This is a genomic window from Burkholderia sp. Nafp2/4-1b, assembly GCF_003635165.1.
In the GTDB taxonomy this organism is placed as follows: Bacteria; Pseudomonadota; Gammaproteobacteria; order Burkholderiales; family Burkholderiaceae; genus Burkholderia.
On sequence record NZ_ML058606.1, the window covers coordinates 87,490 to 114,464 of the forward strand.

Below are 26,975 nucleotides of genomic sequence, written 5' to 3' on the forward strand. Positions count from 1 at the left end.
GCCGCGGCGGTGCGGCGTCGACGTCATGCTCGACGCGTGACGCGCGATCGAACGCGTTCGTTACAGTTCGGCCGCCGCCGCGATCAGCGTCGCCTCGAGCGCCAGCGTCGAGCGTGACGCAGCCACGGGCCGGTCGATCACGTATTCGAGTTCGCCGAGTTCCGGCAGCCCCGCGTCGAGCCGCGCGAGCCCGGCCGGGATCACGTAGCCGGCGAACGCGCTGACGCCGAGCCCCGCGCTCGCGGCCGCGCGCAGCACCGCGATGCTGCTGCTGACGACGGCGATCCGGTAAGGACGGCCGACCGCCTCGAGCGATTCGAGCACGCGGCGGCGCGACACACTCGGCTCCGGATGCATCGCGAGCGGCAGCACGGCCTCATGACCGGTGATCCGCGAATCGGGGCCGGTGCACCAGTACAGCGGTTCGCTGCGGATCACGCGGCCGCGCCGGCTGCCGGCCACCCGCTTCGCGAACACGAGATCGTGACGGCCTTCGTCGAGTGCATCGAACAGGTCGCCCGACAGCCCGGTCGAGATCGCGAGCTCGACTTCCGGATTGCGCTGCACGAAGCTCGCGAGCGCGGCCGTCAGGTGGGCCGATGCGAAATCCTCCGACATCGCGAGCCGCACCTTGCCCGACAGCGGCGGCCCGCACACCGACGTGACGGCCTCGTCCATCAGTTCCAGGATGCGCACCGCGTAGCGGAACAGCGCGTCGCCGTGCTGCGACAGGTGCACGTTGCGGGTGTCGCGCTCGAACAGCGGGCGGTCGAGCAGCTCCTCGAGGCGGCGGATATGCTGGCTGACGGTCGACTGCGACAGGTTCACGCGCTCGGACGCGGCGGTGAAACTGCCGGACTGGGCGACGGCGACGAAGCTGCGCAGCAGCTCGGGCGGTAACGGACGCATTGCTAAATCCACTGAATCGGTTTCGACAACTTCATAAATGGCCGGATTGTGCGGCGCTAGTATCGGATCACGCGCTGGTGCGTGCCCATGCAAACGGGGCGAACCGGATGCGTAGCCCGTGTCGGGCCGGCGGCTGCATCAGTCAGTCTAAGCCATCCGGCGTCCGGCCCGAAACCGCATCATCCCATCGACCCCCGAGAACGCGCTCGCACGACGAGCCGCCGGGCCGCGGCGCCCCGCCGCAGGAGACAGACAGTCCGCCCGGGATCGGCGTGCGGGCCTGGCTCCCGCACGCGTCAGGCGCCCGTCACGAAGAGACTGGAGACGACTCATGATCATCTACGGAACCGCGCTGCTGGCGTTTTGCCATCTGGCCGGACTGTTCCTCGGCGACTTGCTGGGCGCCGCGATCGGCGTGAAGACCAACGTCGGCGGCGTCGGCATCGCGATGCTGCTGCTGATCTGCCTGCGCCTGTGGCTGCACCGGCGCGGCTGGCTGCCGAAGGAGACCGAGGCCGGCGTCGGTTTCTGGGGCGCGATGTACATCCCGGTCGTCGTAGCGATGGCCGCGAACCAGAACGTCGTCGCCGCGCTGAAGGGCGGCCCGGTCGCGTTGCTCGCCGCGCTCGGTGCGGTCGCGATCTGCGCATGCTGCATCGCGGTACTCGTGCGCATGGGGCGCGACGACACGGCCTTTGCGGGCGTGCCGCAATTCGACGAACAGTAACGGAGGCCGCCATGCTGCAGATGCTCGAAAAAACCGTCGCCCACAACGGGCTCGTCGCGTCGTTCGCGCTGATCGGCCTGATCATGTGGTTGTCGTCGATCGCGTCGCGCAAGCTCACGTTCGGCCGCGTGCACGGCTCCGCGATCGCGATCGTGATCGGTCTGGCGCTCGCGTATGTCGGCGGCGCATTCACCGGCGGCGAGAAGGGGCTGGCCGACGTCAAGCTGTTCGCCGGCATCGGCCTGATGGGCGGCGCGATGCTGCGCGATTTCGCGATCGTCGCGACCGCGTTCGAAGTGCAGCCGACCGAGGCGCGCAAGGCCGGGCTCGTCGGCGTCGCGTCGCTGCTGCTCGGCACCGTGCTGCCGTTCATCGTCGGCGCGTGCGTCGCGCGTGCGTTCGGCTACACCGACGCGGTCAGCATGACGACGATCGGCGCGGGCGCCGTCACCTACATCGTCGGGCCGATCACGGGCGCGGCGATCGGCGCGAGCTCCGACGTGATCGCGCTCAGCATCGCGACGGGCCTCGTGAAGGCGATCATCGTGATGGTGGGCACGCCGGTCGCGGCCAACTTCATGGGGCTCAAGACACCGCGCTCCGCGATGATCTTCGGCGGCCTCGCCGGCACCGTGAGCGGCGTGAGCGCGGGCCTTGCCGCGACCGACCGCCGGCTCGTGCCGTACGGCGCGCTGGTCGCGACGTTCCATACCGGCGTCGGCTGCCTGCTCGGGCCGTCGGTGCTGTTCTTCACGACACGCGCGCTGGTCGGCGCATAGCCGTCGAATGCGATCGGGACGCCTTGCGCACGCAGCCGGCGTGCGCGGGTTCCTGCGGCGCCGCACCCATCGCGGCGTCCTCTGAGTCGCATTCGTCAACATCATCAATCGGCGGCGGTGCCAGGCTTAGAATGCCGCTGAACCATCGAAGCGGGAGAACTGTTCATGACGGGATGGAATCACGCGCGGCAGGCGCGCGATGCACGCCTCGCGGCCGGCGCGGCCTTCGCGCGCGGCAAGCGGGTCGATGCGCGCGACACCGTCGCGTTGCTCGAAGCGGTGCTGCGGCCAGGCGATCGCGTTTGCCTCGAAGGCGACAACCAGAAGCAGGCCGACCTGCTTGCCACCGCGCTCGCCGACGTCGACAGCGCGAAGATCCACGACCTGCACATGGTGCAGTCGGGCGTCGTGCTGCCCGAGCATCTCGACGTGTTCGAACGCGGGATCGCGAAGCGGCTCGACTTCGCCTATTCGGGCCCGCAGTCGCAGCGGATCGCGAAGCTGCTCTTCGGCGGCAAGATCGCGCTCGGCGCGGTGCACACGTATCTCGAGCTGTTCGCCCGCTACTTCATCGACCTTACGCCGCAGGTCGCGCTGATCGCGGCGGTCAGCGCGGACGCCGACGGCAACCTGTACACCGGCCCGAACACGGAAGACACGCCGACCGTCGTCGAGGCCACCGCGTTCAAGGACGGCATCGTGATCGCGCAGGTCGACCGCATCGTCGACAAGGTGCCGCGCGTCGACATCCCGGGCGACCGTGTTCACTTCGTCGTCGAGGCCGGCCGGCCGTTCTACGTCGAGCCGCTGTTCACGCGCGACCCGGCCGCGATCACCGAGACGCAGATCCTGACCGCGATGCTCGCGATCAAGGGCATCTACGAACCGTACGGGATCAAACGCCTGAACCACGGGATCGGCTTCAACACGGCCGCGATCGAGCTGCTGCTGCCGACCTACGGCGCGAAGCTCGGGCTGAAGGGCAAGGTGTGCACGCACTGGGCGCTCAATCCGCACCCGACGCTGATTCCCGCGATCGAATCGGGCTGGGTCGAGCAGATCCACTGCTTCGGTTCCGAAGTGGGGATGGACGACTACATCCGCGCGCGCTCCGACGTATGGTTCACGGGCTCCGACGGGTCGCTGCGCTCGAACCGCGCGTTCTGCCAGACCGCCGGCCTGTATGCGTGCGACATGTTCATCGGCTCGACGCTGCAGATCGACCTGTCGGGCCATTCGTCGACCGTCACCGCCGAGCGGATCGCGGGCTTCGGCGGCGCGCCGAACATGGGCAGCGATGCGCGCGGCCGCCGCCACCCGAGCGAGCCTTGGCTGAAGGCCGGCGCGGAAGCCGACCCCGACACGCCGGCGGCACTGCGGCGCGGCCGCAAGCTGGTCGTGCAGATCGGCGAGACGTTCGGCGACAAGAACGTGCCGATGTTCGTCGAGAAGCTCGACGCGCTGAAGCTCGCCGACAAACTCCAGCTCGATCTCGCGCCGATCATGGTCTACGGCGATGACGTCACGCACATCGTCACCGAGGAAGGCATCGCGAACTTGCTGATTTGCCGCGACAAGGACGAGCGCGAGCATGCGATCCGCGGCGTGGCCGGCTATACGGAAATCGGCCGCGGTCGCGACAAGAGGATGGTCGAGCGGCTGCGAGAGCGCGGCGTGATCCGCCGCCCGGAGGATCTCGGCATCGATCCGCTCGACGCCGACCGCCGCTGGCTCGCCGCGCGCTCGATCAAGGATCTCGTGCACTGGTCGGGCGGCCTCTATGCGCCGCCGGCCCGGTTCCGCAACTGGTGAGGAAGAGGGCATGGAACAGTTGAACTATCGCTTCACCGCGCGTGAGCGCGCGCCGGGCGAACTGGCCACGGCGCTCGTCGGCGTGGTCGCGTCCGGCAATCTCGAGGTGCTCGTCGAGCGCGTGCTGCCCGGCAACGAATGCGAGATCGACATCCGCACCGCGGCGGTCGGTTTCGGCGCGGTATGGCAGGCCGTCGTGTCGGACTTCGTCGAACGGCGCGCGCCGGGCGGCCTGAAGCTGTCGATCAACGACGGCGGTGCGCGGCCCGACATGGTGTCGCTGCGGCTCGCGCAGGCCGTGCGCGCGATCGAGGGGGATGCACGATGAACGACGCGATCCATCACACCGATGACGCCCCCGCGTTCGTCGCGAACCGTGCGAGCTGGTACGAGGCGTCGGCGCGCCAGCGCGTCGACGGGCTGCTCGATGCGGGCAGCTTCACGGAATTCCTCGGGCCGGGCGAACGCGTGACGAGCCCGCACCTGCCGCTGTTCGACCTGCCGCAGCAGTTCGACGACGGGATGGTGGTCGGCCACGGCCGGCTCGACGGCCGGCCGGTGTTCGTCGCCGCGCAGGAAGGCCGCTTCATGGGCGGCGCGTTCGGCGAAGTGCACGGCGCGAAGCTCACCGGGCTCTTGCGCGCGGCGCGCGAGCTCGGCACGCCGGTGCTGATCCTGTTCGATACGGGCGGCGTGCGGCTGCAGGAAGCGAACGCGGGCGAGCTCGCGATCGCCGAGATCATGCGTGCGCTCGTCGAGGCGCGCGCGGCCGGCGTGCCGGTGATCGGGCTGATCGGCGGGCGCGCGGGCTGCTACGGCGGCGGCGGCCTGCTCGCCGCGTGCTGCTCGGCACTCGCGGTGTCCGAGCAGGGCCGCATCAGCGTGTCCGGCCCGGAAGTGATCGAGACCAATCGCGGCGTCGAGGAATTCGACGCGAAGGACCGCGCGCTGATCTGGCGCACGATGGGCGGCAAGCACCGCCGTCTGATCGGCGCTGCGGATCGCTATGTGGCCGACACGCCCGAAGCGTTCCGCGCGGCCGCGCTGGAGCTGATCGGACGTGCGCCGACGTTCGATGCGGCGATGCTGCGCGCGGAGCAGGCGCGTCTCGAAGCACGCGTCGAGCGTTTCGGCGCGTGCAAGGATGCGCTCGACGTGTGGCGTGCGCTCGGCGCGGAACGCCCGGAAGCGATTCCGGGCATGTCCGACGACGAATTCGCGAAGCTCGCCGATCAACTGCAGGAGCAGAAATGAAACGACCCCCACGCGCACTTCGTTCGCAGTCGACCGGTGTTGGCGCTGCAGCGCCGACGCCGGTCCCCCGCACCGTTGCTCCCGAGGAGGCGCCTGCCGTCGACGGCCGGCTTTGCAACGCCGGCCGGCTGCGCGATTTCCCCGTTACGCCCGTTGGGGCGGCCCGGCAGGAGGCAGCATGACGCTCGATGAAGTACTGACTTCGCTCTTTCCCGAAGGCCATTCGATCGCGCGAACCGGCGGCCTGCTGACGGGCCACGCCGAACTGGCCGGCACGCGCGTCGACGTGATCGGCGTCGCCGATCGCTTGCCGTTCGGCATCGACGAAGCGGTGACGCTCGCGGCGCGCGTGCTCGACACGATCGAGCGCGGCGGCGACACGCCGATTCTCGTTCTCGTCGACAGCGACAGCCAGCGGATGAGCAAGCGCGACGAACTGCTGGGCCTGAACGAAGGCTTGTCGCATCTCGCGAAATGCCTGATGCATGCGGAGCTCGCCGGGCACCGGACGATCGGCCTGCTGTACGGTCATACGGCCGCCGGTGCGTTCATCGCGACCGCGCTCGCGACGCGCACGCTGCTCGCGGTGCCGGGCGCGGAGCCGGAGGTGATGGACCTGCCGTCGATGTCGCGCGTGACGAAGCTGCCGATCGACGTGCTGAAGGAAATGGCGCGCTCGACGCCGGTGTTCGCACCAGGCCTCGGCAATCTCGTGAAGATGGGCGCCGTCGACGCCGTGCTCGATCCGGCCCGCGCGCTCGACGCGCAGGTCGGCGAATGGCTCGGCAAGCCGGCCGATCGCACCGACCGTCGCGCGGCGCGCGGCCGGCCGGTCGCGGCCGACGTCGCGCAGCGCGTCGAGGCACTCGCGCGTGCCGCACGCTGACGCACCGCTGCGCCGCCACACGCTCGTCACGCTGACGGCGGCCGGGTGGCGCGCGGCCTGCGCGCGCGATCCCGCGCTGGCGGCCGATCCGCTCGTGCAGGCCTGGGCCGCGCACGGCTGGCCGCTGATCGTGCGCCGCGCGTCGCCGGACGAGGCCGACGCGGCGCGCATCCCGCTCGGCTTGCCGCTGCCGCCGTCGGCGGGCAAGCGGCGGATCGCACTGAACGTCGCCGCCGATGCGCTCGCGTCGGTCCGGCCGCTGCCGACGCTGTCCGATGTGCTCGCCGCTGCGCCCGACACATGGCATCCGACGCTGCGCGAGCTGGATGCGCTCGGCGCGCGCTGCGGCGTGCAGGGCCGCGTGTTCGGCAGCCTCGCGTGGCAGGCGCTGACCGGCGAGCGCTACCTGAGCGAATCGTCCGATCTCGACGTCGTGTTGCCGCTGCCGGAGGCCGCATCGCTCGCCGCGCTGCTCGACGGTCTGGCCGCGCTCGACGCACGCGCACCGATGCGCATCGACGGCGAGTTGCTGCGTGACGACGGCGCGGGCGTGAACTGGCGCGAATTGCAGGCGCGCATGCCCGAAGTCGCGGTCAAGACGGCGATCGCCGTCGAGTTGCTGCCGGCCGACGCATTCACGGGAGGCGCGCGATGAGCGCGTGGGCCGCCCGCCGCGTAGCGGCACCGTCCGACGCCGAGCGCATCGCCGAACTGGCCGAGCGCAGCCTCGTGCTGGAAATCGATACGTATCCGAAACCGGGGCTCGTCAGCCACGTCGACACCGGTAGCCATACGGACATGGACGCCGCGACGTTCACGCGCAGCGCGGCCGTGCTGCGGCCGTACTTCGCGGAACTCGCCGACGCCGGCGCACGCGACGCCGACATGGCCGTGCTGCGCAAGATCGGCCTGCGCGCGGAACACGCGATGCTCGCCGCGACCGGCGGCGTCAATACGCATCGCGGCGCGATCTTCGGGCTCGGGCTGCTGTGCGCGGCGGCCGGCCGCCGGATGGTGCGCGGCACGCCGGCCGCGGCGCGCACGATGACGCTCGGTGCGTGGGTTGCGCAGCGCTGGGGAACCGAGATCCTCGGCGGGCCGCGACTGCCCGACAGCCATGGCGAACGGGCGAGCCGCCGCTATGGCGTCGGCGGCGCGCGTCGCGAGGCGGCCGGCGGGTTCGCGACCGTGTACGGCGTCGGGTTGCCGGCGCTGCGTCGTGCGAAGCGCTGCATGCCGGACGATCCGGAAGCCGCGCGCGTCGAAGCGTGCTTCGCGCTGATCGCCGCGCTCGACGATACGAATCTGCTGCACCGGGGCGGCCAGGACGGCCTCGATTTCGCGCGGGCGACGGCGCGGGCGTTCGTCGCGCGCGGCGGCATCCGCGCGCGCGACTGGCGAGCGCGCGCGGACGCCGCGCACCGCGCATTCGTCGTGCGCCGGCTGAGCCCCGGCGGCGCGGCCGACCTTTTGGCGATGAGCGTGTTCGTCGATGCGCTCGAAGCGCCCGAAGCGGGCGAATCGGGCGAGGATGGGCGATGACGCTGGCGATCCTGTGTTCGGGGCAAGGCGCGCAGCGCGCGGACATGTTCGAGCTGACGGGCGCGGCGCCGCAGGCCGATGCGTTGTTCGCGCACGCGGGCCGGCTCCTCGGCGAGGATCCGCGCGACTGGGTGCGGACCGCGCAACCCGACATGCTGCGCGAGAACCGCGCCGCGCAGATCCTCTGCACCACGCAGGCGCTCGCGGCGGCTGCGCTGCTCGATGCCGTGTTGCCGCGGCGCCGCTGTATCGCCGGATACAGCGTCGGCGAAGTCGCGTCGTGGAGCGTCGCGGGCATGCTAGACCCGCACGACGCGCTCGACCTCGCCGATGCACGTGCGCGCGCCATGGACGCCGCCAGCGGCGGCGATGAACGGATGGCGTTCGTGCGTGGGCTGACGCGCGCACAGCTCGCCCGGCTCTGCGACGGCCGCGATGCGGCGATCGCGATCGCCAACCCGGGCGACGCATTCGTCGTCGCCGGGCGGCAGGCCGATGTCGCCGCGGTGGCCGACGACTCGGCACGCGCCGGCGCATTGCGCGTCGCGCCGGTGTGCGTGCGGATCGCATCGCACACGCGCCGGCTCGCGGCGGCGGTGCCCGTGTTTCGTGCGTCGCTGGCCGCCGTGAACGTCCGCCGGGCGCGGTCCGGCACGCGACTGTTTGCGGGGATCGACGGCGCGTCGGTGCTCGACATCGACATGGGGCTCGACAAGCTCGCGCGGCAGATCGCGGAGCCGGTCGAGTGGGCGGCGTGCCTGGCAGCATGCGTCGAGGCCGGCGCGACCGCGTTTCTCGAACTCGGCCCGGGCCGCGCACTGGCGGAGATGGCGGGCGGCGCGTATCCGGCGCTGCCGGCGCGCAGCGTCGCCGATTTCCGCTCCGTCGACGGCGTCGCGAGCTGGCTCGCGCGGGTCGCGGCCGGCTGACCGAAGGCCGCGCAAGCCGCGCGCAACAGGCAGCGGAATCGGGTCCGGAACCAGCGTGCCGAACGCGCGCCTCACCGCGGGTGTTGCGTCGGCGCAGCACCGTTTCAACAGGCGCTTGCCACGCGAATTGGCGTCGCTACAATGGCGCCCGCCATGAGACCCGCCGCCTTCCTTCTCGCCGCGCTCTGCTGCGCGGCGAGCGCCCACGCCAGCCCGATTCCGTCCGATGCCGCGTCGGTCGGCGCGTACTTTTCGTACGACAATGCGGCGGCCGACGCGACCGTCGACCTGATCGCGCAGGCGCAGCGCCGCGTGCTGCTGGCCGGCTACGCGTACGTGCCGCCCGCGGTCGCGGCGGCGCTGCGTGCGGCGCGTGCGCGCGGGATCGACGTGCGGATCGTGCTGGTGCGTTCGTCGCGAGCCGGCAAGTACAGCGGCGCGGGTTATCTGAAATCGTCCGGCATCGATGTCGCGATCGACTCGCGGCACGGCGATCCGGCGCCGCGCTTCTTGATCGTCGACGACAGCGTCGCGCTGACGACCTTGTCCGACGGCGCGGCCGCGCATGCGGAAACGGTGAACGTGTTCCAGCGCGCGCCGGAGCTCGCGCAGTCGTACGCGCAGTCGTTCTGGCGACTGTACCGGCAGGCCAGCGGGCTCTGACCGGCCGCCCGCACGGGCGAACCCGACCGATCTCCTTCTTCACCGCGATCCGCATACCGCCTCCCCGGTATGACCCCGCTTGCATCAGCGCGGCCGATGAACCATGCTCGTTGGACAGGCGCCGGTGCGCGTGTCGCACATCCGGCGCACCGGCAGGGAGCCGCTCGTGACCGAATGTTTTGCCGATCGCACCGACGCGGGGCGCCAGCTCGCGCACGCGCTGCAGGAGTATGCGGGGCGTCTCGACGTCGTCGTGCTCGCGCTGCCGCGCGGCGGTGTGCCGGTGGCATTGCCGGTCGCGCTGGCGCTGCGCGCGCCGCTCGACGTGCTGGTCGTGCGCAAGCTCGGCATGCCGTCCGATCCCGAATTCGCGATCGGTGCGATCGCGACCGGCGGCGCCATTCATCTGCAGCATGCGGCGATTCGCGCGATGGGCGTGACCGATGCGCAACTGGCCGACGTGATCGTGCGCGAAACCGCCGAACTGCAACGCCGCGACGTGTTGTATCGCGGTGCCCGGCCGCCGCTGCCCGTCGATGGCCGGACCGCGATCGTCGTCGACGACGGCGTCGCGACCGGCGCGTCGATGCGCGTCGCGTTGCAGGCCCTGCGCGAGCGCCATCCCGCGCGCATCGTGGCCGCCGCGCCCGTCGCGCCGGCCGGCACGCGACATGTGTTCGACGATCTGGCCGATGCGTTCGTGACGGTGTTGCAGCCGCGGCCGTTCTTCGGGATCAGCCAGTTCTACGCGCGTTTCGACCAGACCGCGGACGACGAGGTGCGCGCGCTGCTCGATGCGGCCCGCGTGCAGGACGGCGGCATCACGTCCGTTTGACCCGGCGCCGGCGTGCGCGCGGGCGTGCGGCTTCGGCCTGCGCGAATACGCGCTGCAGCGCCGGATGGACGTCGCCGTGCCAGCGCGGCCCCGTGAACAGCCCGTAGTGGTCGCATTCGTCGACATCGAAACGATGACGGTCGCCGGCCGCCAGCCCGCGGCACATGTCGAGCGCCGCATGCGTCTGCCCGGCGCCGGTGACCGCATCGCAGCCGCCTTCGACCGTCAGCAGCGCGACACCGCGCAGCGCGGCCGGTTCCACGCGCTGGCCGCCGACGTCCCACGTGCCATTCGCGAGACGCATCCGCTGGAACACGATATCGACGGTATCGAGGAAATATTCGGCCGGCATGTCGAGTAGCGCCGTGTATTCGCGCAGCGCGCGCCGCGCGTCGGCCAGCGCCGTCAGGTCGAACTGCGACGCGGCGCGCGCGTAGTCCTCGATCAGCAGCAGGAAGCGTTGCGGATACAGCAGCGCGATTTCACCTTGCTGAAGATAGGTCGGGAACACGTGGCGGCCGTGGCCGGGAAAGCGGGGCGGCACGATGTCGATCAGGTGGCGGCGGCACCACGCGAGCGAATGCGCCGCGGCTGTCGTGCCGAGCGTGGTCGGATTGATGCGCGCATCGAGCGGGCCGCCAATCAGCGTGACGCTCGCGGGCGGCGCCAGGCCGCGAGCGGCGCGCAGCGCCAGTGCGCCGAGCGCGGGGACGGTTGCCTGGCATACGGCGACGACATGCAGCGGGCGGTCGTCGCGAACCAGCGCGTCGACGAAGCCGTCGAGCGTCGCCACGTACTCGTCCAGCCCGAAGCGGCCCGACGCGAGCGGCACGTCGCGCGCATTGACCCAGTCGGTCACGCACACGTCGCCGTCGGCGAGCAGTGCCTCGACGGTCTCCCGCATCATCACGGCCGCATGCCCCGCGAGCGGCGCGCACAGCAGCAGCGTGCGCCGCGCACCGTCGCGGGCGAAGCGTCGCAACTGGCAGAACGGCGTGCGCGCGACGATCCGCTCGTCGACGGCCGGCCGCCGGATCTCGAAGCGCGGCGGCCCGGCGGCCGGCCCGAGCAGCGGCTCGAACAGGTCGTCATAGCACGACGATGCGGCGTTCGGCAGCGTCGCGGCGGGCCACACGTCGAACGCGTGACGCGTCGCTTCGCGCCAGGCGCGCATCCATTCCCGCTGCTGCTCGACGACGGCATACCACATGGCGAACCTTGGGCGGAAGGGGCGTGAATCTGCATTATGGTCACTCCGGCCGCCGAGCGGGTGTCTGAAACGTGACCAAATGAAGCGCGTCCTTCCCGCATCTTCCGGCATCGCGCTAGGCGGTGACGCGCGGCGCTGCTACAGTCGTCGGTCCCATTCCTCAAGCGGAGCGTTTGCGATGAAGCTGATCGGCATGCTGGATTCCCCGTTCGTGCGCCGTGTCGCCATTTCGGCGAAGCTGCTCGACTTGCCGTTCGAACACGAGTCGGTGTCGGTGTTCCGTCACTTCGACCGGTTCCGGGCGCTGAACCCGGTCGTGAAGGCGCCGACGCTCGTGACCGACGACGGGACGACGCTGATCGATTCGTCGCTGATCGTCGACTACCTCGACCATCGCGTCGCGCCGGAGCGGCGCCTGCTGCCCGATGCGGCCGACGCACGGCTGCGCGCGCTGGTTCCGGTCGGATTCGCGCTGGCGGCGGCCGAGAAGACGGTGCAGGTCGTGTACGAACAAATGCTGCGGCCGTCCGACAAGCAGCACGCCCCTTGGCTCGAGCGGGTCCTGAGCCAGCTCGACGCCGCGTACGGCGAGCTCGAGCCGCTCGTCGCGGCCGCGAACGGCTGGCTCGGCGGCGCGCGCCTGCTGCAGTCCGACGTGACCGTCGCCGTCGCATGGCGCTTCACGCAGTTCATGGCTGGCGACTACCCGGCGCTCGCGCGGATCGATCCGGCCCGTTATCCGGCGCTGGCCGCGCACTCGGCGCGCGCGGAAGCACTGCCGGCGTTCGTCGAGACGCCGCTCGACTGAAGCGGGCGTCGCTCGCGGCGGCCCAGGCGTGAGCACGAGCACGGGCGAGGGCGGCAGGACCATGTCGTGCCGCGCCGCGACCCCTGCCGACTTCCGCCGCTCATGGGGGCGACGGCGTCCTCGGGGCGTCCGATCACGCGTGATTGTTCGGCGCGGCGAGCACCAGAACCGCATCTCCCGCGCTGCCTTGCTCGCGCGAACAACCGCGAACTACCCGCTCAGCCCCGCCCGGCAAGGACGAGCCGATTGTTCTCGCGCGCTGACAAGTGACTTCGCATTCGCGCCGTTTATCCGGATGCCGCCCGTCCCTAGAATTCACTCCATCGAATATGCATTGCCTGATGGAGCCGAAGATGAGAGCGCTGATCGAATCGAGCCTGTACCACCCGTCCGTCCTGTTGCCGCTGGCCGCGCTGACGCAGCTGATGGTCGAGCGCGACTTCAATCTCGGCCAGGTCGGGCTGATCGTCGCCGCGCGGGGCGCGCAGGCCGCGGTGTCGCGTTCGCGCGCACTGATCTTCTGCCGCCACTGCGAAGCGCACGCATGAGCGCGCATCCGATGCCGTTCCCTCCGATGAATCGATGAAAAAAAGCCCGGCCGGCGCAAGCCGGTCGGGCAGATCGGATTCGAGCGAGCCCCGGCTTCGGCCGGGGCTTTTTCATGCGCGCTCGGCGCTCGGGCAACGCTCAAGCGCGGGCGGTTGCCGCGACGCCGTAGATCTCCGTGTCCTCTTCCTCGCGCAGCTGGCGCACCAGCTGGTGGGCTTCACGATGCGACGCGACGGCCGGCGGCGAGCCCAGCAGCGGCTGGCGCGCGGTTTCGGCGAGCGCGACGACCGACACGATGCCGATCACGGCAGCGCCCATCATGTAGTACGCGGGCATCATCAGGTTGTGCGTCACGTCGACGAGCCATGCGGTCATCAGCGGCGTGGTGCCGCCGAACAGCGACACCGACACGTTGAAGCCGATCGCGAGCGCGCCGTAGCGGATCTCGGTCGGGAACAGCGCCGGCAGCGCCGACGGCATCACGCCGGTGAAGCACGACAGCAGCACGCCGAGGATCAGCAGGCCGCCGAACACCGACGCGGTGGTGCCCGCATGGATCAGCAGCATCGACGGGATCGACAGCACGAGCAGGCCGACGCAGCCGGCCAGCATCACGGGCTTGCGGCCGATCTTGTCCGACAGGCGGCCGGCGGCGAGCGTCAGCGGCATCATCAGCACCATCACGATCAGCACCAGCACGAGGCTGTGCGACTCGTCGAAGTGCAGGGTCGACGACATGAAGCTCGGCAGGTACGACAGCACCATGTAGTCGGTCACGTTGAAGATCAGCACGAGGCCGACGCAGAGCAGCAGCGCGCGCCAGTTGCGCATCAGCGTTTCGCGGAAGCGCGCCTTCGGCACGGCCTTGTCCTGCGCTTCGCGCTCTTCGGCCTGGCGCTTGAACGCCGGCGTTTCCTCGAGCTTCATCCGGATGTACAGGCCGATCAGGCCGAGCGGGCCCGCGATCAGGAACGGCACGCGCCAGCCCCACGACAGCAGCGCTTCCTGCGACAGCGACGCCGTGAGCAGCGCGACGACGCCCGCACCCATCACGTAGCCGATCAGCGTGCCGAACTCGAGGAAGCTGCCCATGAAGCCGCGGCGCTTGTCGGTCGAGAACTCGGCGATGAAGGTCGCCGCGCCGCCGTATTCGCCGCCGGTCGAGAAGCCCTGCACGAGGCGGGCGGCGAGCAGCAGGATCGGCGCCATGATGCCGATCGACGAATAGCTCGGGATCAGGCCGATCGCGAAGGTGCCGACGGCCATCATGATCATCGTGGCCGCAAGCACGCGCTGGCGGCCGATGCGGTCGCCGAGCGGGCCGAACACCATGCCGCCGAGCGGGCGCACGAGGAACGCGGCCGCGAACGTGCCGAAGGTCGCGAGCAGCTGCGCGGACGGGCTGCTGGACGGGAAGAACACCTTGCCGAGCGTGACGGCGATATAGCTGTAGACGCCGAAGTCGAACCATTCCATCGCATTGCCGATGGCCATCGCGCTGACGGCGCGCTTGAGCAGGCTCTGGTCGACGACGGTGATGTCGTCCGCGGCGAGCGTGGTTGCGCCGGACGACGTGGTGGAAGAAGCAGCGGTCGGGCTGACGTGTGTTGCGGTCAAGGTCATGCACTCCTTTGACTGCGCCGGAACGGGCGAGCCGTCCGACACGGTTTGCCGGTAAGCGCGATGTCGAGTGCTACGCGTCGGGGCAAGCCTTTAAGCGCTTACTGCACGTGAGGCGGTAAGGAGCCAAGGGACTGCTTCGACGCGGGCCCGATGGGCCGTCGCGACGGTGCGCTCGTGAGAAGGGGCCGCGTGATGCGAGCGGCGAATTGCCGGTGCGGACGGAGCCTGCGTGCCGGCAAACGCCCCGGAGGGGCAGCGAAACGAGAAAAGCGGGCCTGTCGGGCGGGCTTTCCTGATGGGTGCAATTTCGGTCGAAGCACCGGCCCGCAACGCGCGGACGGACTTGTCTCGAAATCGAATAGACAGATATTGAATGTTGAAACAGGCGACATGATAGCACGATGACAGACGATCGTGCAAATTGCCCGCAATCCCCCGTGCGGCGGGGGTTCCCGCAGGGCGCGCTCCGGTATGATCGGCGGCGCGCGACGGGTCGCGCGGCCGGCCGCACGCGGGCCGAATTTGCGAGGAATCGGATGACGGAACTGATGAAGACTGCGGCGCTGTTCGCCGTCACTGCGCTGGCCGAGATCGTCGGCTGCTATCTGCCGTGGCTCGTGCTGAAGGGCGGCCGGCCGGCTTGGTTGCTGGTGCCGGCCGCGCTGTCGCTTGCGCTGTTCGCATGGCTGCTGACGCTGCATCCGAGCGCGGCGGGGCGCACCTACGCGGCGTACGGCGGCGTGTATATCGCGGTGGCGCTGATCTGGCTGCGGGTGGTCGACGGCGTTGCGTTGACCCGCTGGGATGCGGTGGGCGCGGTGCTCGCGCTTGGCGGGATGGCCGTGATTGCGCTGCAGCCGCGCGTGTGAACGCGGCCGCAGGCATGGCTGGCGGGAAACGACGTCAGGCGGCTTCGGCGGTGTCCGTTGCTGCGGACTGGCGCCACACGCAGGTGCCCTTGACCGACTTGTCGAGCTCGTCGAGCTGCGTCTGGTGCGCAGCGAGCTCGTCGTCGCTGGCCGCGACGACCGGCAGGTCGAGCGCCGCGAGCGACACGCGCTGGCCGTTCGCCGCGCCGCCGTCGGCGCCGATGTCGTCCAGCATGTCTATCACGAGGCTGTCCTGGCCGCGCGTCATCGCGAGATAGACCTCCGCGAGCAGCTCCGAGTCGAGCAGTGCGCCGTGCAGCGTACGGTGCGCGTTGCTGATGCCGAAGCGGTCGCACAGCGCGTCGAGCGAGTTGCGCTTGCCGGGGAACATCTGCTTGGCCTGCACGAGCGTGTCGATCACGCCGCCGCAATGCTCGGTAAAGGGCGGCAGGCCGAGCCGCGTGAATTCGGCATCCAGGAACCCGAGGTCGAACGGCGCGTTGTGGATGATCAGCTCGGCGTCCTTCACGAAGTCGCGAATCTGGTCGACGACTTCCGCGAACTTCGGCTTGTCGCTCAGGAACTCGGTCGTGAGGCCGTGCACGGCCAGCGCGCCCGGATCGCTGTCGCGCTCGGGGTTCACGTAGATGTGCAGGTTGTTGCCGGTGAGCCGCCGGTTCAGCAGCTCGACGCAGCCGATTTCGATCAGGCGGTCGCCGGTGCGGGGATTCAGGCCGGTGGTTTCGGTATCGAGAATGATCTGGCGCATGTCGGATAAATCGGGAAAGACAGTAGGGCGGCCTGGGTTCAGGCCACGAGCGATTCGACGCCGCGATTGGCGAGCGCGTCCGCGCGTTCGTTTTCGGGATGGCCCGCGTGGCCTTTCACCCAGCGCCACTCGATCTCGTGCTGCGCGACAAGCGCATCGAGCCGTTTCCACAGGTCGGCGTTCTTCACGGGCGTTTTCGCCGCGGTCACCCAGCCTTTCTTCTTCCAGCCGTGGATCCACTCGCTGATGCCTTTCTGCACGTATTGCGAGTCGGTGTGGACGATCACGCGGCACGGCCGCTTCAGCGCCTCGAGCGCGGCGATCACGCCCATCAGTTCCATGCGGTTGTTGGTCGTGTTGGGCTCGCCGCCGAACAGCTCCTTTTCGCGGTCGCCGTAGCGCAGCAGTGCGCCCCAGCCGCCGGGGCCGGGGTTGCCCTTGCAGGCGCCGTCGGTATAGATGTCGATGGTGTCGGTGGTCATGAATGTTCTTGATGGGTGGTCGGGGTGGCCGCCGGCGTGAGGCCCGGCGCGAGCACGGGCTTCTTGATCTTGATCGGGCCGATCAGGCGCATGCCGCGCACGCGCTTGACGGCCGTCACCATGTAGACGGCGCCGAAGATCGGCCACCAGCGGTCGCCGGCGGCTTCCATGAAGCCGTAGCGGGCAAGCCATTTGTCGGTGACGAGCGGCGGCCGGTAGCAGCCGAAGCGGCCGCGCTCGAGGTCGAAGCCGAGCAGCTTGATCCAGTCCTTCAACCGGATGAACGCGATCTGGTCGCGCGTGGCGGGCACGAACGGCCGATTCGCCATGCGCCCGAACGTTTGCCGCATGCCCCACAGGCTCAGCGAATTGAAGCCGGTGATCACGAGCTGGCCTTCCGGCATCAGCACGCGTTCGGCCTCGCGCAGCAACCGGTGAGGGTCGGACGTGAATTCGAGCGTGTGCGGCATCACGATCAGGTCCACGCTTTGCGACTCGAACGGCAGGTCGAGCAGGTCGCACCAGGTCGTGCTGCGACCGGCCGGTGCCGGTTCGGGCGTGTGCGCAGCGCGCGCCCACGGATATTGATAGGGTGCGCTCGCGCCGCTCGCCGGATCGAGCACGAGGCCGCGATACGGCATGCGGTTCTCGCGCAGCGCATCGAGCTGCGGCAGGCCGAGCTGGAGCGCATGAAACCCGAACACGTCGGATACGATCCGGTCGAGCTGCGCCTGCTCCCAGCCCAGCACGTAGCGGCCGGGCGGCGAATCGGTCCAGGCGGGCCAGTCTATAATTTGTGGATCGGACATAACGATGGTTGCGCGCCCATGAACGAGCTGGAATACGTGCCGGTGCCGGCATTCGAAGACAATTACATCTGGCTCGTCTCGGACGGCCGCGATGCGATCGCCGTCGACCCGGGTGAAGCCGCGCCGGTGCGTCGTGTTCTTGCCGAACGCGGCTGGCGGTTGACCGCTATTTTACTCACGCACCACCACGCCGACCATGTCGGCGGTGTCGCGGCACTGCGCGATAGCCAACCGGACGATGCTCCGCTCGTCGTATACGGCCCCGACGCCGAGGCGATCGGCGTGGTCACGCGGCCGCTGGCAGGCGGCGATCGCGTGACGATCGACGCGCCGGCGCTCTCGTTCGACGTGCTGGACGTGCCGGGTCATACGCGCGGCCACATTGCTTATTTTCAAACGGCCGGTCAAGGAGCAGCGGCGCCTCACGTGTTCTGCGGCGACACGCTGTTCTCGTGCGGCTGCGGGCGGCTGTTCGAAGGCACGCCCGCGCAGATGCTCGCGTCGCTCGACGCGCTCGCGGCGCTGCCCGGCGACACCCGCGTGCATTGCGCACACGAATACACGCTGTCGAACATCCGCTTCGCGCTCGCATGCGAGCCGGGCAACGCCGCGCTCGCCGCGTGGCGCGACGACGCGCAGGCGCTGCGTGCGCGCGGCGTGCCGACGCTGCCCACGACGATCGCGCACGAGCGCGCCGTCAACCCCTTCATGCGGTCGGACAGCACGGCGATCCACGCGACGCTCGAAGCCGAGTTGCATGAAACGGTGCCGGACCGGCTGGCGGCATTCACGTTGATGCGCGAGTGGAAAAACCGCTTCCGATGACGTATTTCGGAGGACTCCAAACCTCAGGTGGCGTCTGTAAAAATTGCTGCAAATGTAGGATTTCGCTGAGTTTTCGGTGTTTTTATTGACGTGAAGCACGCACTTCCGTAGTATCGCCTGCAATTTCCAGCCGTCGGAAGCCGAGATTTTCATGCGACTTATATTGAGTGCGATGGTGGTCCTGCTACTCGCCGCTTGTGCGAGCCAGGCCCCTGTCGCCAACAACGCCGCCGATTCGCAGGCGACGTCCAACTACCTCCGTAAATCAGCCACCGCCAAAGAAACTGTCGACGTCGACAAGCAATCCGTCGGCGAACTGACCAGTGCAGACTCCGATCTGTGGGCGCGCATTCGCCGCGGCTTCCAGATGCCGGACCTGCAGACCGACCTCGTCGACATGCAGACGACGTGGTACACCCAGCGTCCCGATTACGTGCAGCGCATGACCGAGCGCTCGCAGAAGTATCTGTATCACATCGTCGAGGAACTCGAGGCGCGCCACATGCCGACCGAGCTCGCGCTGCTGCCGTTCATCGAATCCGCGTACAACCCGCAGGCGCTGTCGGTCGCGAAGGCGGCCGGCATGTGGCAGTTCATGCCGGGCACGGGCCGGACCTACAACCTGAAGCGCAACATGTGGCAGGACGAGCGCCGCGACGTGCTCGCGTCGACGAGCGCCGCGCTCGACTACCTGTCGCGCCTGCATGACATGTTCGGCGACTGGTATCTCGCGCTTGCCGCGTACAACTGGGGCGAGGGCAACGTGCAGCGCGCGATCGCGCGCAACCAGGCGGCCGGCCTGCCGACTGACTACCAGAGCCTGCGGATGCCGAACGAGACGCGCAACTACGTGCCGAAGCTGCAGGCGGTGAAGAACATCATCGCGAATCCGCAGCAGTTCGGCCTGGTGCTGCCGGACATCCCGAACCACCCGTACTTCGTGACGGTCACGACGTCGCACGACATCGACGTCGCGGTTGCCGCGAAGCTCGCGAACCTGTCGCTCGACGAATTCCGCTCGCTGAACCCGTCGTTCGCGAAGCCGGTGATCCTCGGGGCGACCGAGCCGCAGATCCTGCTGCCGTTCGATAACGCGGCGGCGTTCGAGAAGAACCTGAAGGCGTACAACGGGCAACTGGCGTCGTGGACCACCTATACGGTCAGCGAGCGCGCGCGTCCGGCCGTGATCGCCGAAAAGATCGGCGTCGACGCCGATACGCTGATGTCGGTCAACAAGATTCCGGCCGGCATGCGCCTGAAGCCCGGTTCGACGATCGTCGTGCCGCGCGGCGATGACGTCGACGAGGACATCAGCGCCGACGTCGCGGAAAACGGCGTGCTCGCGATGGAGCCCGACGTGCCCGACACGCGCAAGATGCTGATCCGCGTGCGCCGCAAGCAATCGATGGCGGCGCTCGCCGGCCGCTACGGCGTGTCGGTCGGTCAGTTGAAGGCATGGAACCGCACGCATCGCGACATGGTGATGCCGGGCCAGGCGGTCGTGCTGCACGTGCCGGTCGGCCGTGCGGTGCCGGCCGAGCCGGGGCCGGAGCGGATCGCGACGGCGGTCGGCGGCGCGCACATCGAGCGCGCGAGCTTGTCGGTCGGCGGCAAGTCGCGCGGCGGCAAGCACGCGGCCGCGAAGCCCGCGGCACGCGCGGCGAAGGCAGCGCCGGCCAAGGCCGCGCCGAAGGCTGCCGCACATACGGGCAAGAAGAAGTAACGACGTATCGCGGTCGCGATCGCGGCGCGACGGTCCGGCAGGGCCGCGCGCTTGCGTTATCATCCGACGAAACGCGCAGCAACGCCGTCACCCAGGTGACGGCGTTTTCGTTTGTGCGCGGCAGCGGGCCGCTGCTTCACCGGGCTTGAAACAACAGGGAGAGGCGATGTCATCGGTGCAGGTGAGGGTGCTCGCGCTGTTTGCGATCGGGTATTTCGTGTCGTATGTGTTCCGCGGCGTCAATCTCGGCTTCGCGCCGTTCGTCACGCACGAACTCGGGTTGTCGGCCGCCGATCTCGGGCTGCTCACCAGTCTCTATTTCCTCGGCTTCGCCGGCGCGCAGATTCCGGCCGGCGTGCTGCTCGATCATTTCGGCCCGCGCCGCGTGACGGCCGGGATGCTGCTGTTCGCGGCGGCCGGCGCCGCGGTATTCGGCGTCGCGCACGACCTCGGCACGATGATGGTCGGCCGGCTCCTGATCGGCGTCGGCGTGTCGGTGTGTCTCGGCGCGGCGTTCAAGGCGCTCGCGCAGCACTTTCCGGTCGGCCGGCTGCCGCTCGTCAACGGCCTCGTGATGGCCGTCGGCGGGCTCGGCGGCGTCGCGGTCGGCTCGCCGCTGACCTGGCTGCTCGGCGTGACCAGCTGGCGCGTGATCTGCGCCGGGCTCGCGGTACTGACGATCGTCGTCGCGGCGGCGATCGGCGTCGGCGCGCCGGAAGCCGAACGTCCGCGCCACCAGGGCGGGCTCGTCAGTCAGTTCAAGGGCACGTGGCACATCCTGGGCAGCCGCGCGTTCTGGAAGATCTCGTCGTTCTCGATCGTCACGCAGGGCGTGTTCTACGCAATGCAGTCGCTGTGGGTCGGGCCGTACCTGCGCGATGTCGCGGGGTTCGATGCGCAGCACGCCGCGCGGCTCGTGTCGGTGCTCGGCTTCGCGATGATGGCCGGCTGCGTCGGTTTCGGCGCGGCCGCGCGCATGCTCGAGCGGCGCGGGGTGTCGGTCCAGGCGTTTTGCGGTGTCGGCATGGCGCTGTTCGTCGTCACGCAGGTCGCGATCGTCGCGCGCGTGCCGCTGCCGCCGGCCGTGCTGTGGGCGGCGTACGGCATGTTCGGCGGCGTCGGAATCCTGACCTACGCGGTGCTGGCCGGCCGCTTCCCGGCCCAACTGATCGGTCGCGCGAACACGACGCTCACGCTCGTGATCTTCGTGCTGATCTTTGCGTTCCAGATCGGCATCGGCGCGGTGCTGTCGCACTGGCCGGCCGTCGACGGCCATTACCCGGCCGCGGCGCACGTCACCGCGTGGAGCGTGCTGCTCGCGCTGCAGCTCGCGAGCGGCGCCTGGTCCGTGTGGCCCGCGCGCAGCGCTGGCAAGTGCGCCGATCCGGCGGTACGCTGACGGGTAGGGCGGCTGCCGAAACGGGGCCGCAGCACCGGCTTGCGCGCGTGTTTGCCACGGCGTCGCGCGCGTCGCATGCACGATGGGACCGCCATATCGATTGAAGATAGGGCCATTTTCGGGCTATAATTTAAAAGTTTGTGCTGATCAACCTCGCACCCTAGCGCCTACCTCACTTATCCCGTTCATCCGCCGCACGCCGCCTGTCGGGCGATGCCGCGAAGCCTCGTGCGCCACGCGCCGGGTTCGCGTGCCGCCAGCGCAGATCGCGTCCAGCAAGCGACTCCGCGCGCCTACGCAGCGCGGCGCTCGCGCGGCAGGGTAAACAGGTCGGCAGCAGGGTGTTCCCCAAGGAGCCTCCCGTGTTGCCGTCTTTTTCTCCCGCCTTGCTTGCACTCGCCGACGGCACGGTCTTTCGTGGTTATTCGATCGGGGCCGAAGGCCACACGATCGGTGAAGTCGTGTTCAACACCGCGATTACCGGCTATCAGGAAATCCTGACAGATCCGAGCTACGCGCGTCAGATCGTCACGCTCACCTACCCGCATATCGGCAACTACGGCGTCAACGCCGAAGACGTCGAAGCCACGAAAGTCCATGCCGCCGGCCTGATCATCCGTGATCTGCCCACGCTCGCATCGAACTTCCGCATGGACCGCACGCTCGGCGATTACCTGCGCGACGAAGGCGTCGTCGCGATCGCCGGCATCGATACCCGCAAGCTGACCCGTATCCTGCGCGACAAGGGCGCCCAGAGCGGCTGCATCCTGGCCGGCTCGGACGACGAGGCGAAGGCGATCGAGCTCGCGCGCTCGTTCGCGGGCCTCGCGGGCATGGATCTCGCGAAGGTCGTGTCGACCACCAAGCCGTTCGAGTGGAAGCAGACCGAGTGGCGCCTCGAAAGCGGCTACGGGATGCAGCAAGCCCCGAAGTACCGCGTCGTCGCGTATGACTTCGGCGTCAAGTACAACATCCTGCGCATGCTCGCGGAGCGCGGCTGCCACGTGACGGTGCTGCCGGCCGAGGCGAGCGCGGCCGACGCGCTCGCGCTGAATCCGGACGGCATCTTCCTGTCGAACGGCCCCGGCGACCCGGAACCGTGCGACTACGCGATCGCGGCGACCAAGGAGTTCATCGAGCGCGGCGTGCCGACCTTCGGCATCTGCCTGGGGCACCAGATCATGGGCCTCGCGGTCGGCGCAAAGACGCTGAAGATGAAGACGGGCCACCACGGCGCGAACCATCCGGTGAAGGACCTCGGCGACGGCCGCGTGGTGATCACGTCGCAGAACCACGGCTTCGCGGTCGACGCGGATTCGCTGCCGGCCAACGCGCGCGTCACGCACGTGTCGCTGTTCGACGGCACGCTGCAGGGCTTCGAGCTCACCGACAAGCCGGCCTTCTGCTTCCAGGGCCACCCGGAAGCGTCGCCCGGCCCGCACGACATCGGCTACCTGTTCGACCGTTTCACCGCACTGATGGACGCGGCGAAGCAGCGCAACGCCTGACGCAACTGACGCAACCGAAGAACGGGAGATTCGCATCATGTTCGGCCACGCACTCGGCATCACGGATATCTGGACCTACGTGTTCGGCGTGATCTTCATCATCCTGCTGCCGGGACCGAACTCGATGTACGTGCTGTCGCTCGCGGCGCAGCGCGGCGTGAAGGCCGGCTATCGTGCGGCCTGCGGCGTGTTCGTCGGCGACACGGTGCTGATGGTGCTGTCCGCCGCGGGCGTCGCGTCGCTGCTGAAGGCGAACCCGCTGCTGTTCTCCGTCGTCAAGTACGGCGGCGCCGCGTATCTGCTGTACATCGGTGCAGGGATGTTGCGCAGCGCGTGGCAGAAGCTGCGTGCGCGCGGCGATGCGCTGGTCGATGCGCCGCAGGCGGTCGACGGCGAGCGGTCTTTCGACAAGCCGTTCCGGAAAGCGCTGATCGTGAGCCTCCTGAATCCGAAGGCGATCCTGTTCTTCATCTCGTTCTTCATCCAGTTCGTCGACCCGGCATTCCCGCATCCCGCGCTGTCGTTCGTCGTGCTCGGGGCGATCGCGCAATGCGCGAGCTTCCTGTATCTGAGCACGCTGATCTTCGCGGGTGCACGGCTCGCCGAGCATTTCCGTCGCCGCCGCAGGCTCGCGGCGGGTGCGGCGAGCAGCGTGGGCGGCCTGTTCATCGGTTTCTCGGTGAAGCTGGCGCTCGCCACCATGAGCTGAGCGCAGCCGCCGATCCGCGACCACGCCACGACGAAGCCACGACAAAGATTACTTACTGAATTCACAAGCCATGCCAAAACGCACAGACATCAAAAGCATCCTCATCATCGGCGCCGGCCCGATCATCATCGGCCAGGCTTGCGAGTTCGACTATTCGGGCGCGCAGGCTTGCAAGGCGCTGCGTGAAGAGGGCTACAAGGTCGTCCTCGTGAACAGCAACCCGGCGACGATCATGACCGACCCGAACACGGCCGACGTCACGTACATCGAGCCGATCACGTGGGAAGTCGTCGCGCGCATCATCGAGAAGGAGCGCCCGGACGCGATCCTCCCGACGATGGGCGGCCAGACCGCGCTGAACTGCGCGCTCGACCTGCACCACCACGGCGTGCTCGAGAAGTTCGGCGTCGAGCTGATCGGCGCGTCGCCGGAAGCGATCGACAAGGCCGAAGACCGCCAGAAGTTCAAGGACGCGATGACCAAGATCGGTCTCGGTTCCGCGAAGTCGGGCGTCGCGCACTCGATGGAAGAGGCGACCCAGGTGCACGCCGAGATCATGGCGCTCACCGGCGGCAGCGGCTATCCGGTCGTGATCCGTCCGTCGTTCACGCTCGGCGGCTCGGGCGGCGGCATCGCGTACAACCGCGAAGAGTTCGAAGAGATCTGCAAGCGCGGCCTCGACCTGTCGCCGACGCGCGAACTGCTGATCGAGGAATCGCTGCTCGGCTGGAAGGAATACGAGATGGAAGTCGTGCGCGACCGCGCCGACAACTGCATCATCGTGTGCTCGATCGAAAACCTCGACCCGATGGGCGTGCACACCGGCGACTCGATCACGGTTGCGCCTGCGCAGACGCTCACCGACAAGGAATACCAGATCCTGCGTAACGCATCGCTCGCGGTGCTGCGCGAGATCGGCGTCGACACGGGCGGCTCGAACGTGCAGTTCTCGATCAACCCGAAGGACGGCCGCATGGTCGTCATCGAAATGAACCCGCGCGTGTCGCGTTCGTCGGCGCTCGCGTCGAAGGCAACCGGCTTCCCGATCGCGAAGGTCGCGGCGAAGCTGGCGGTCGGCTACACGCTCGACGAGCTGAAGAACGAAATCACCGGCGGCCAGACGCCGGCCTCATTCGAGCCGACGATCGACTACGTCGTCACGAAGATCCCGCGTTTCGCGTTCGAGAAATTCCGCGAAGCCGATTCGCGCCTGACCACGCAGATGAAGTCGGTCGGTGAAGTGATGGCGATCGGCCGCACGTTCCAGGAATCGTTCCAGAAGGCGCTGCGCGGCCTCGAAGTCGGCGTCGACGGTCTCGACGAGAAGTCGACCGACCGCGACGAGATCGCGATCGAGATCCACGAGCCGGGCCCGGATCGCATCTGGTACGTCGGCGATGCGTTCCGCATCGGCATGACGGCCGAAGAGATCTTCGCGGAAACCGCGATCGACCCGTGGTTCCTCGCGCAGATCGAACAGATCATCCTGAAGGAAAAGGCGCTGTCGGGCCGCACGCTCGCATCGCTGACGTTCGACGAGCTGCGTTACCTGAAGCAGAGCGGCTTCTCCGACCGTCGTCTCGCGAAGCTGCTCGGCGCGACGCCGGAAGACGTCCGCAAGCGCCGCGTCGAATTGAACGTGCGCCCGGTCTACAAGCGCGTCGACACGTGCGCGGCAGAATTCGCGACCAAGACGGCCTACATGTACTCGACCTACGAGGAAGAGTGCGAGGCGCAGCCGACCACCAACAAGAAGATCATGGTGCTGGGCGGCGGCCCGAACCGGATCGGCCAGGGTATCGAGTTCGACTACTGCTGCGTGCACGCGGCCCTCGCGATGCGCGAGGACGGTTACGAAACGATCATGGTCAACTGCAACCCGGAAACGGTGTCGACCGACTATGACACGTCCGACCGCCTGTACTTCGAGCCGCTGACGCTCGAAGACGTGCTCGAGATCGTCGACAAGGAAAAGCCGGTCGGCGTGATCGTCCAGTACGGCGGCCAGACGCCGCTGAAGCTCGCGCTCGACCTCGAGGCGCACGGCGTGCCGATCGTCGGCACGTCGCCGGACATGATCGACGCGGCGGAAGACCGCGAACGCTTCCAGAAGCTGCTGCAGGACCTCGGCCTGCGCCAGCCGCCGAACCGCACGGCGCGCGCCGAAGAAGAAGCGCTCGCGCTCGCGGCCGAAATCGGCTATCCGCTCGTCGTGCGTCCGTCGTACGTGCTGGGCGGCCGCGCGATGGAAATCGTCCACGAGCCGCGCGACCTCGAGCGCTACATGCGCGAGGCCGTGAAGGTGTCGAACGATTCGCCGGTGCTGCTCGACCGCTTCCTGAACGACGCGATCGAATGCGACGTCGACTGCATCTGCGACGGCGAAGCGGTGTTCATCGGCGGCGTGATGGAGCACATCGAGCAGGCAGGCGTCCACTCGGGCGACTCGGCGTGCTCGCTGCCGCCGTACTCCCTGTCGAAGGAAACCGTGGCCGAGCTGAAGCGCCAGACGGGCGCGATGGCGAAGGCGCTGAACGTGGTCGGCCTGATGAACGTGCAGTTCGCGATCCAGCAGGTGCCGCAGGCGGACGGTTCGAAGCAGGACATCATCTACGTGCTCGAAGTGAACCCGCGCGCGTCGCGCACGGTGCCGTACGTGTCGAAGGCGACCAGCCTGCCGCTCGCGAAGATCGCGGCGCGTGCGATGGTCGGCCAGAAGCTCGCGCAGCAAGGCGTGACGAAGGAAATCGACCCGCCGTACTTCAGCGTGAAGGAAGCGGTGTTCCCGTTCGTCAAGTTCCCGAGCGTCGATCCGGTCCTCGGGCCCGAGATGCGTTCGACTGGCGAAGTGATGGGGGTCGGCCAGACGTTCGGCGAAGCGCTGTTCAAGTCGCAGCTCGCGGCCGGTTCGCGCCTGCCGGAGTCGGGCACGGTGCTGCTGACCGTGATGGACGCGGATAAACCGAAGGCCGTCGAAGTCGCGCGCATGCTGCACGACCTCGGCTATCCGATCGTCGCGACCAAGGGCACGGCTGCCGCGATCGAGGCGGCCGGCGTGCCGGTGAAGGTCGTCAACAAGGTGAAGGACGGCCGTCCGCACATCGTCGACATGATCAAGAACGGCGAGATCGCACTCGTGTTCACGACGGTCGACGAGACGCGGCAGGCGATCGCCGATTCGCGTTCGATCCGCATGAGCGCGCAGGCGCACAAGGTCACGTACTACACGACGATGTCGGGCGCGCGCGCGGCCGTCGAAGGCTTGCGCTACCTGAAGGATCTGGAAGTCTATGATTTACAAGGTCTTCACGCTCGCCTAAACTAAGCAGTCAGTTTCCTGTCGAAGCAACACGTGC

26 protein-coding genes are annotated in these 26,975 nt (G+C 68.7%); 20 read left to right on the forward strand and 6 right to left on the reverse strand.

The features are described from left to right. Positions 1–60 precede the first annotated feature (60 nt). The gene (locus C7H84_RS16355) at positions 61–909 is read right to left on the reverse strand and encodes a LysR substrate-binding domain-containing protein (RefSeq protein WP_121859757.1); all 849 of its coding nucleotides are present in this window, start codon (positions 907–909) and stop codon (positions 61–63) included. Positions 910–1,240: 331 nt separating this feature from the next. Here C7H84_RS16355 and madL point away from each other — a divergent pair, with 331 nt between their 5' ends. The 11 genes from madL (at position 1,241) to C7H84_RS16410 (ending at position 10,336) form a co-directional block, all read left to right on the forward strand. After that, a complete protein-coding gene (gene madL, locus C7H84_RS16360; RefSeq protein ID WP_121859758.1) occupies positions 1,241–1,636 on the forward strand; it encodes a malonate transporter subunit MadL in 396 nt (131 codons plus the stop codon). Between the two features lie 11 nt (positions 1,637–1,647). After that, positions 1,648–2,415 carry a malonate transporter subunit MadM gene (gene madM, locus C7H84_RS16365; RefSeq protein ID WP_121859759.1) on the forward strand — a complete coding sequence of 256 codons (768 nt, stop codon included), beginning with the start codon at positions 1,648–1,650 and terminating at the stop codon, positions 2,413–2,415. A gap of 165 nt (positions 2,416–2,580) precedes the next feature. After that, positions 2,581–4,227, forward strand: a complete 1,647-nt coding sequence (mdcA, locus tag C7H84_RS16370; protein WP_121859760.1) for a malonate decarboxylase subunit alpha — start codon at positions 2,581–2,583, stop codon at positions 4,225–4,227. 10 nt (positions 4,228–4,237) lie between these two features. Beyond that, on the forward strand, positions 4,238–4,555 hold the full coding sequence (gene mdcC / locus C7H84_RS16375) for a malonate decarboxylase acyl carrier protein (protein WP_121859761.1): 318 nt from the start codon (positions 4,238–4,240) through the stop codon (positions 4,553–4,555). Continuing rightward, entirely contained in the window at positions 4,552–5,481 is a 930-nt protein-coding gene (locus tag C7H84_RS16380) for a biotin-independent malonate decarboxylase subunit beta (RefSeq protein ID WP_121859762.1), read from the forward strand. Before mdcC ends, C7H84_RS16380 begins: the two co-directional genes overlap by 4 nt. 178 nt (positions 5,482–5,659) lie before the next feature. Further along, entirely contained in the window at positions 5,660–6,367 is a 708-nt protein-coding gene (gene mdcE, locus C7H84_RS16385; protein ID WP_121859763.1) for a biotin-independent malonate decarboxylase subunit gamma, read from the forward strand. Then, positions 6,354–7,022 carry a malonate decarboxylase holo-[acyl-carrier-protein] synthase gene (gene mdcG, locus C7H84_RS16390; protein ID WP_121859764.1) on the forward strand — a complete coding sequence of 223 codons (669 nt, stop codon included), beginning with the start codon at positions 6,354–6,356 and terminating at the stop codon, positions 7,020–7,022. The genes mdcE and mdcG overlap by 14 nt, the downstream gene beginning before the upstream one ends. Next, a complete protein-coding gene (gene mdcB, locus C7H84_RS16395) occupies positions 7,019–7,909 on the forward strand; it encodes a triphosphoribosyl-dephospho-CoA synthase MdcB (RefSeq protein ID WP_121859765.1) in 891 nt (296 codons plus the stop codon). Before mdcG ends, mdcB begins: the two co-directional genes overlap by 4 nt. Further along, a complete protein-coding gene (locus C7H84_RS16400; protein ID WP_121859766.1) occupies positions 7,906–8,838 on the forward strand; it encodes an acyltransferase domain-containing protein in 933 nt (310 codons plus the stop codon). The genes mdcB and C7H84_RS16400 overlap by 4 nt, the downstream gene beginning before the upstream one ends. A gap of 141 nt (positions 8,839–8,979) precedes the next feature. Further along, entirely contained in the window at positions 8,980–9,501 is a 522-nt protein-coding gene (locus C7H84_RS16405; protein WP_121859767.1) for a phospholipase D-like domain-containing protein, read from the forward strand. Positions 9,502–9,667: 166 nt separating this feature from the next. Beyond that, a complete protein-coding gene (locus tag C7H84_RS16410; RefSeq protein WP_121859973.1) occupies positions 9,668–10,336 on the forward strand; it encodes a phosphoribosyltransferase family protein in 669 nt (222 codons plus the stop codon). On the opposite strand, the gene phaZ is transcribed toward C7H84_RS16410, so the two are convergent. Further along, on the reverse strand, positions 10,323–11,546 hold the full coding sequence (gene phaZ / locus C7H84_RS16415) for a polyhydroxyalkanoate depolymerase (protein WP_121859768.1): 1,224 nt from the start codon (positions 11,544–11,546) through the stop codon (positions 10,323–10,325). The two genes, C7H84_RS16410 and phaZ, sit on opposite strands and share 14 nt — an antisense overlap. Before the next feature lie 178 nt (positions 11,547–11,724). Between phaZ and C7H84_RS16420 the strand changes: the two genes are divergently transcribed. Both C7H84_RS16420 and C7H84_RS16425 read left to right on the forward strand, forming a co-directional pair. Next, positions 11,725–12,354: a glutathione S-transferase gene (locus tag C7H84_RS16420; protein WP_121859769.1), complete on the forward strand. Its 630-nt coding sequence runs from the start codon at positions 11,725–11,727 to the stop codon at positions 12,352–12,354. Positions 12,355–12,695: 341 nt separating this feature from the next. Then, the gene (locus C7H84_RS16425) at positions 12,696–12,902 is read left to right on the forward strand and encodes a hypothetical protein (RefSeq protein WP_121859770.1); all 207 of its coding nucleotides are present in this window, start codon (positions 12,696–12,698) and stop codon (positions 12,900–12,902) included. 139 nt (positions 12,903–13,041) lie between these two features. On the opposite strand, the gene proP is transcribed toward C7H84_RS16425, so the two are convergent. Then, entirely contained in the window at positions 13,042–14,526 is a 1,485-nt protein-coding gene (gene proP / locus C7H84_RS16430) for a glycine betaine/L-proline transporter ProP (protein WP_121859771.1), read from the reverse strand. 536 nt (positions 14,527–15,062) lie between these two features. On the opposite strand from proP, the gene C7H84_RS16440 reads away from it, so the two are divergent. After that, a complete protein-coding gene (locus C7H84_RS16440; protein ID WP_121859772.1) occupies positions 15,063–15,395 on the forward strand; it encodes a YnfA family protein in 333 nt (110 codons plus the stop codon). A gap of 34 nt (positions 15,396–15,429) precedes the next feature. On the opposite strand, the gene dnaQ is transcribed toward C7H84_RS16440, so the two are convergent. From dnaQ to C7H84_RS16455, 3 genes are read right to left on the reverse strand one after another with little or no spacing between them, the layout of a single operon-like run. Then, positions 15,430–16,164, reverse strand: a complete 735-nt coding sequence (gene dnaQ, locus C7H84_RS16445) for a DNA polymerase III subunit epsilon (protein WP_121859773.1) — start codon at positions 16,162–16,164, stop codon at positions 15,430–15,432. A 38-nt stretch (positions 16,165–16,202) separates the two neighbouring features. Beyond that, positions 16,203–16,646 (reverse strand): ribonuclease HI, encoded by a 444-nt coding sequence (rnhA, locus tag C7H84_RS16450; RefSeq protein ID WP_121859774.1) that lies wholly within the window; start codon positions 16,644–16,646, stop codon positions 16,203–16,205. Continuing rightward, entirely contained in the window at positions 16,643–17,455 is an 813-nt protein-coding gene (locus C7H84_RS16455; RefSeq protein ID WP_121859775.1) for a class I SAM-dependent methyltransferase, read from the reverse strand. The genes rnhA and C7H84_RS16455 overlap by 4 nt, the downstream gene beginning before the upstream one ends. An 18-nt stretch (positions 17,456–17,473) precedes the next feature. On the opposite strand from C7H84_RS16455, the gene gloB reads away from it, so the two are divergent. From gloB to carB, 6 genes are all read left to right on the forward strand, one after another. Further along, positions 17,474–18,280, forward strand: a complete 807-nt coding sequence (gene gloB / locus C7H84_RS16460; RefSeq protein ID WP_121859776.1) for a hydroxyacylglutathione hydrolase — start codon at positions 17,474–17,476, stop codon at positions 18,278–18,280. Positions 18,281–18,431: 151 nt separating this feature from the next. Next, complete coding sequence (locus C7H84_RS16465; RefSeq protein ID WP_121859777.1) at positions 18,432–20,003, forward strand: transglycosylase SLT domain-containing protein; 1,572 nt, start codon at positions 18,432–18,434, stop codon at positions 20,001–20,003. Positions 20,004–20,169: 166 nt separating this feature from the next. Further along, complete coding sequence (locus C7H84_RS16470) at positions 20,170–21,402, forward strand: MFS transporter (protein ID WP_121859778.1); 1,233 nt, start codon at positions 20,170–20,172, stop codon at positions 21,400–21,402. A gap of 362 nt (positions 21,403–21,764) precedes the next feature. After that, positions 21,765–22,910, forward strand: a complete 1,146-nt coding sequence (gene carA, locus C7H84_RS16480; protein WP_121859779.1) for a glutamine-hydrolyzing carbamoyl-phosphate synthase small subunit — start codon at positions 21,765–21,767, stop codon at positions 22,908–22,910. A gap of 37 nt (positions 22,911–22,947) precedes the next feature. Continuing rightward, positions 22,948–23,619 carry a leucine efflux protein LeuE gene (leuE, locus tag C7H84_RS16485; protein WP_121859780.1) on the forward strand — a complete coding sequence of 224 codons (672 nt, stop codon included), beginning with the start codon at positions 22,948–22,950 and terminating at the stop codon, positions 23,617–23,619. Between the two features lie 70 nt (positions 23,620–23,689). Next, positions 23,690–26,944 carry a carbamoyl-phosphate synthase large subunit gene (gene carB, locus C7H84_RS16490; protein WP_121859781.1) on the forward strand — a complete coding sequence of 1,085 codons (3,255 nt, stop codon included), beginning with the start codon at positions 23,690–23,692 and terminating at the stop codon, positions 26,942–26,944. The last annotated feature ends 31 nt before the right edge of the window (positions 26,945–26,975 follow it).

Coding starts and splice junctions, on each gene's coding strand:
- C7H84_RS16465 (WP_121859777.1), top strand. CDS start 18,432: ATGCGACTTATATTGAGTGCGATGGTGGTCCTGCTACTCGCCGCTTGT.
- C7H84_RS16355 (WP_121859757.1), bottom strand. CDS start 909: ATGCGTCCGTTACCGCCCGAGCTGCTGCGCAGCTTCGTCGCCGTCGCC.
- C7H84_RS16400 (WP_121859766.1), top strand. CDS start 7,906: ATGACGCTGGCGATCCTGTGTTCGGGGCAAGGCGCGCAGCGCGCGGAC.
- dnaQ (WP_121859773.1), bottom strand. CDS start 16,164: ATGCGCCAGATCATTCTCGATACCGAAACCACCGGCCTGAATCCCCGC.
- C7H84_RS16380 (WP_121859762.1), top strand. CDS start 4,552: ATGAACGACGCGATCCATCACACCGATGACGCCCCCGCGTTCGTCGCG.
- C7H84_RS16455 (WP_121859775.1), bottom strand. CDS start 17,455: ATGTCCGATCCACAAATTATAGACTGGCCCGCCTGGACCGATTCGCCG.
- mdcE (WP_121859763.1), top strand. CDS start 5,660: ATGACGCTCGATGAAGTACTGACTTCGCTCTTTCCCGAAGGCCATTCG.
- C7H84_RS16420 (WP_121859769.1), top strand. CDS start 11,725: ATGAAGCTGATCGGCATGCTGGATTCCCCGTTCGTGCGCCGTGTCGCC.
- phaZ (WP_121859768.1), bottom strand. CDS start 11,546: ATGTGGTATGCCGTCGTCGAGCAGCAGCGGGAATGGATGCGCGCCTGG.
- C7H84_RS16425 (WP_121859770.1), top strand. CDS start 12,696: ATGGAGCCGAAGATGAGAGCGCTGATCGAATCGAGCCTGTACCACCCG.
- proP (WP_121859771.1), bottom strand. CDS start 14,526: ATGACCTTGACCGCAACACACGTCAGCCCGACCGCTGCTTCTTCCACC.
- C7H84_RS16405 (WP_121859767.1), top strand. CDS start 8,980: ATGGCGCCCGCCATGAGACCCGCCGCCTTCCTTCTCGCCGCGCTCTGC.
- madL (WP_121859758.1), top strand. CDS start 1,241: ATGATCATCTACGGAACCGCGCTGCTGGCGTTTTGCCATCTGGCCGGA.
- mdcA (WP_121859760.1), top strand. CDS start 2,581: ATGACGGGATGGAATCACGCGCGGCAGGCGCGCGATGCACGCCTCGCG.
- mdcC (WP_121859761.1), top strand. CDS start 4,238: ATGGAACAGTTGAACTATCGCTTCACCGCGCGTGAGCGCGCGCCGGGC.
- gloB (WP_121859776.1), top strand. CDS start 17,474: ATGAACGAGCTGGAATACGTGCCGGTGCCGGCATTCGAAGACAATTAC.
- C7H84_RS16470 (WP_121859778.1), top strand. CDS start 20,170: ATGTCATCGGTGCAGGTGAGGGTGCTCGCGCTGTTTGCGATCGGGTAT.
- leuE (WP_121859780.1), top strand. CDS start 22,948: ATGTTCGGCCACGCACTCGGCATCACGGATATCTGGACCTACGTGTTC.
- rnhA (WP_121859774.1), bottom strand. CDS start 16,646: ATGACCACCGACACCATCGACATCTATACCGACGGCGCCTGCAAGGGC.
- carB (WP_121859781.1), top strand. CDS start 23,690: ATGCCAAAACGCACAGACATCAAAAGCATCCTCATCATCGGCGCCGGC.
- mdcB (WP_121859765.1), top strand. CDS start 7,019: ATGAGCGCGTGGGCCGCCCGCCGCGTAGCGGCACCGTCCGACGCCGAG.
- madM (WP_121859759.1), top strand. CDS start 1,648: ATGCTGCAGATGCTCGAAAAAACCGTCGCCCACAACGGGCTCGTCGCG.
- C7H84_RS16440 (WP_121859772.1), top strand. CDS start 15,063: ATGACGGAACTGATGAAGACTGCGGCGCTGTTCGCCGTCACTGCGCTG.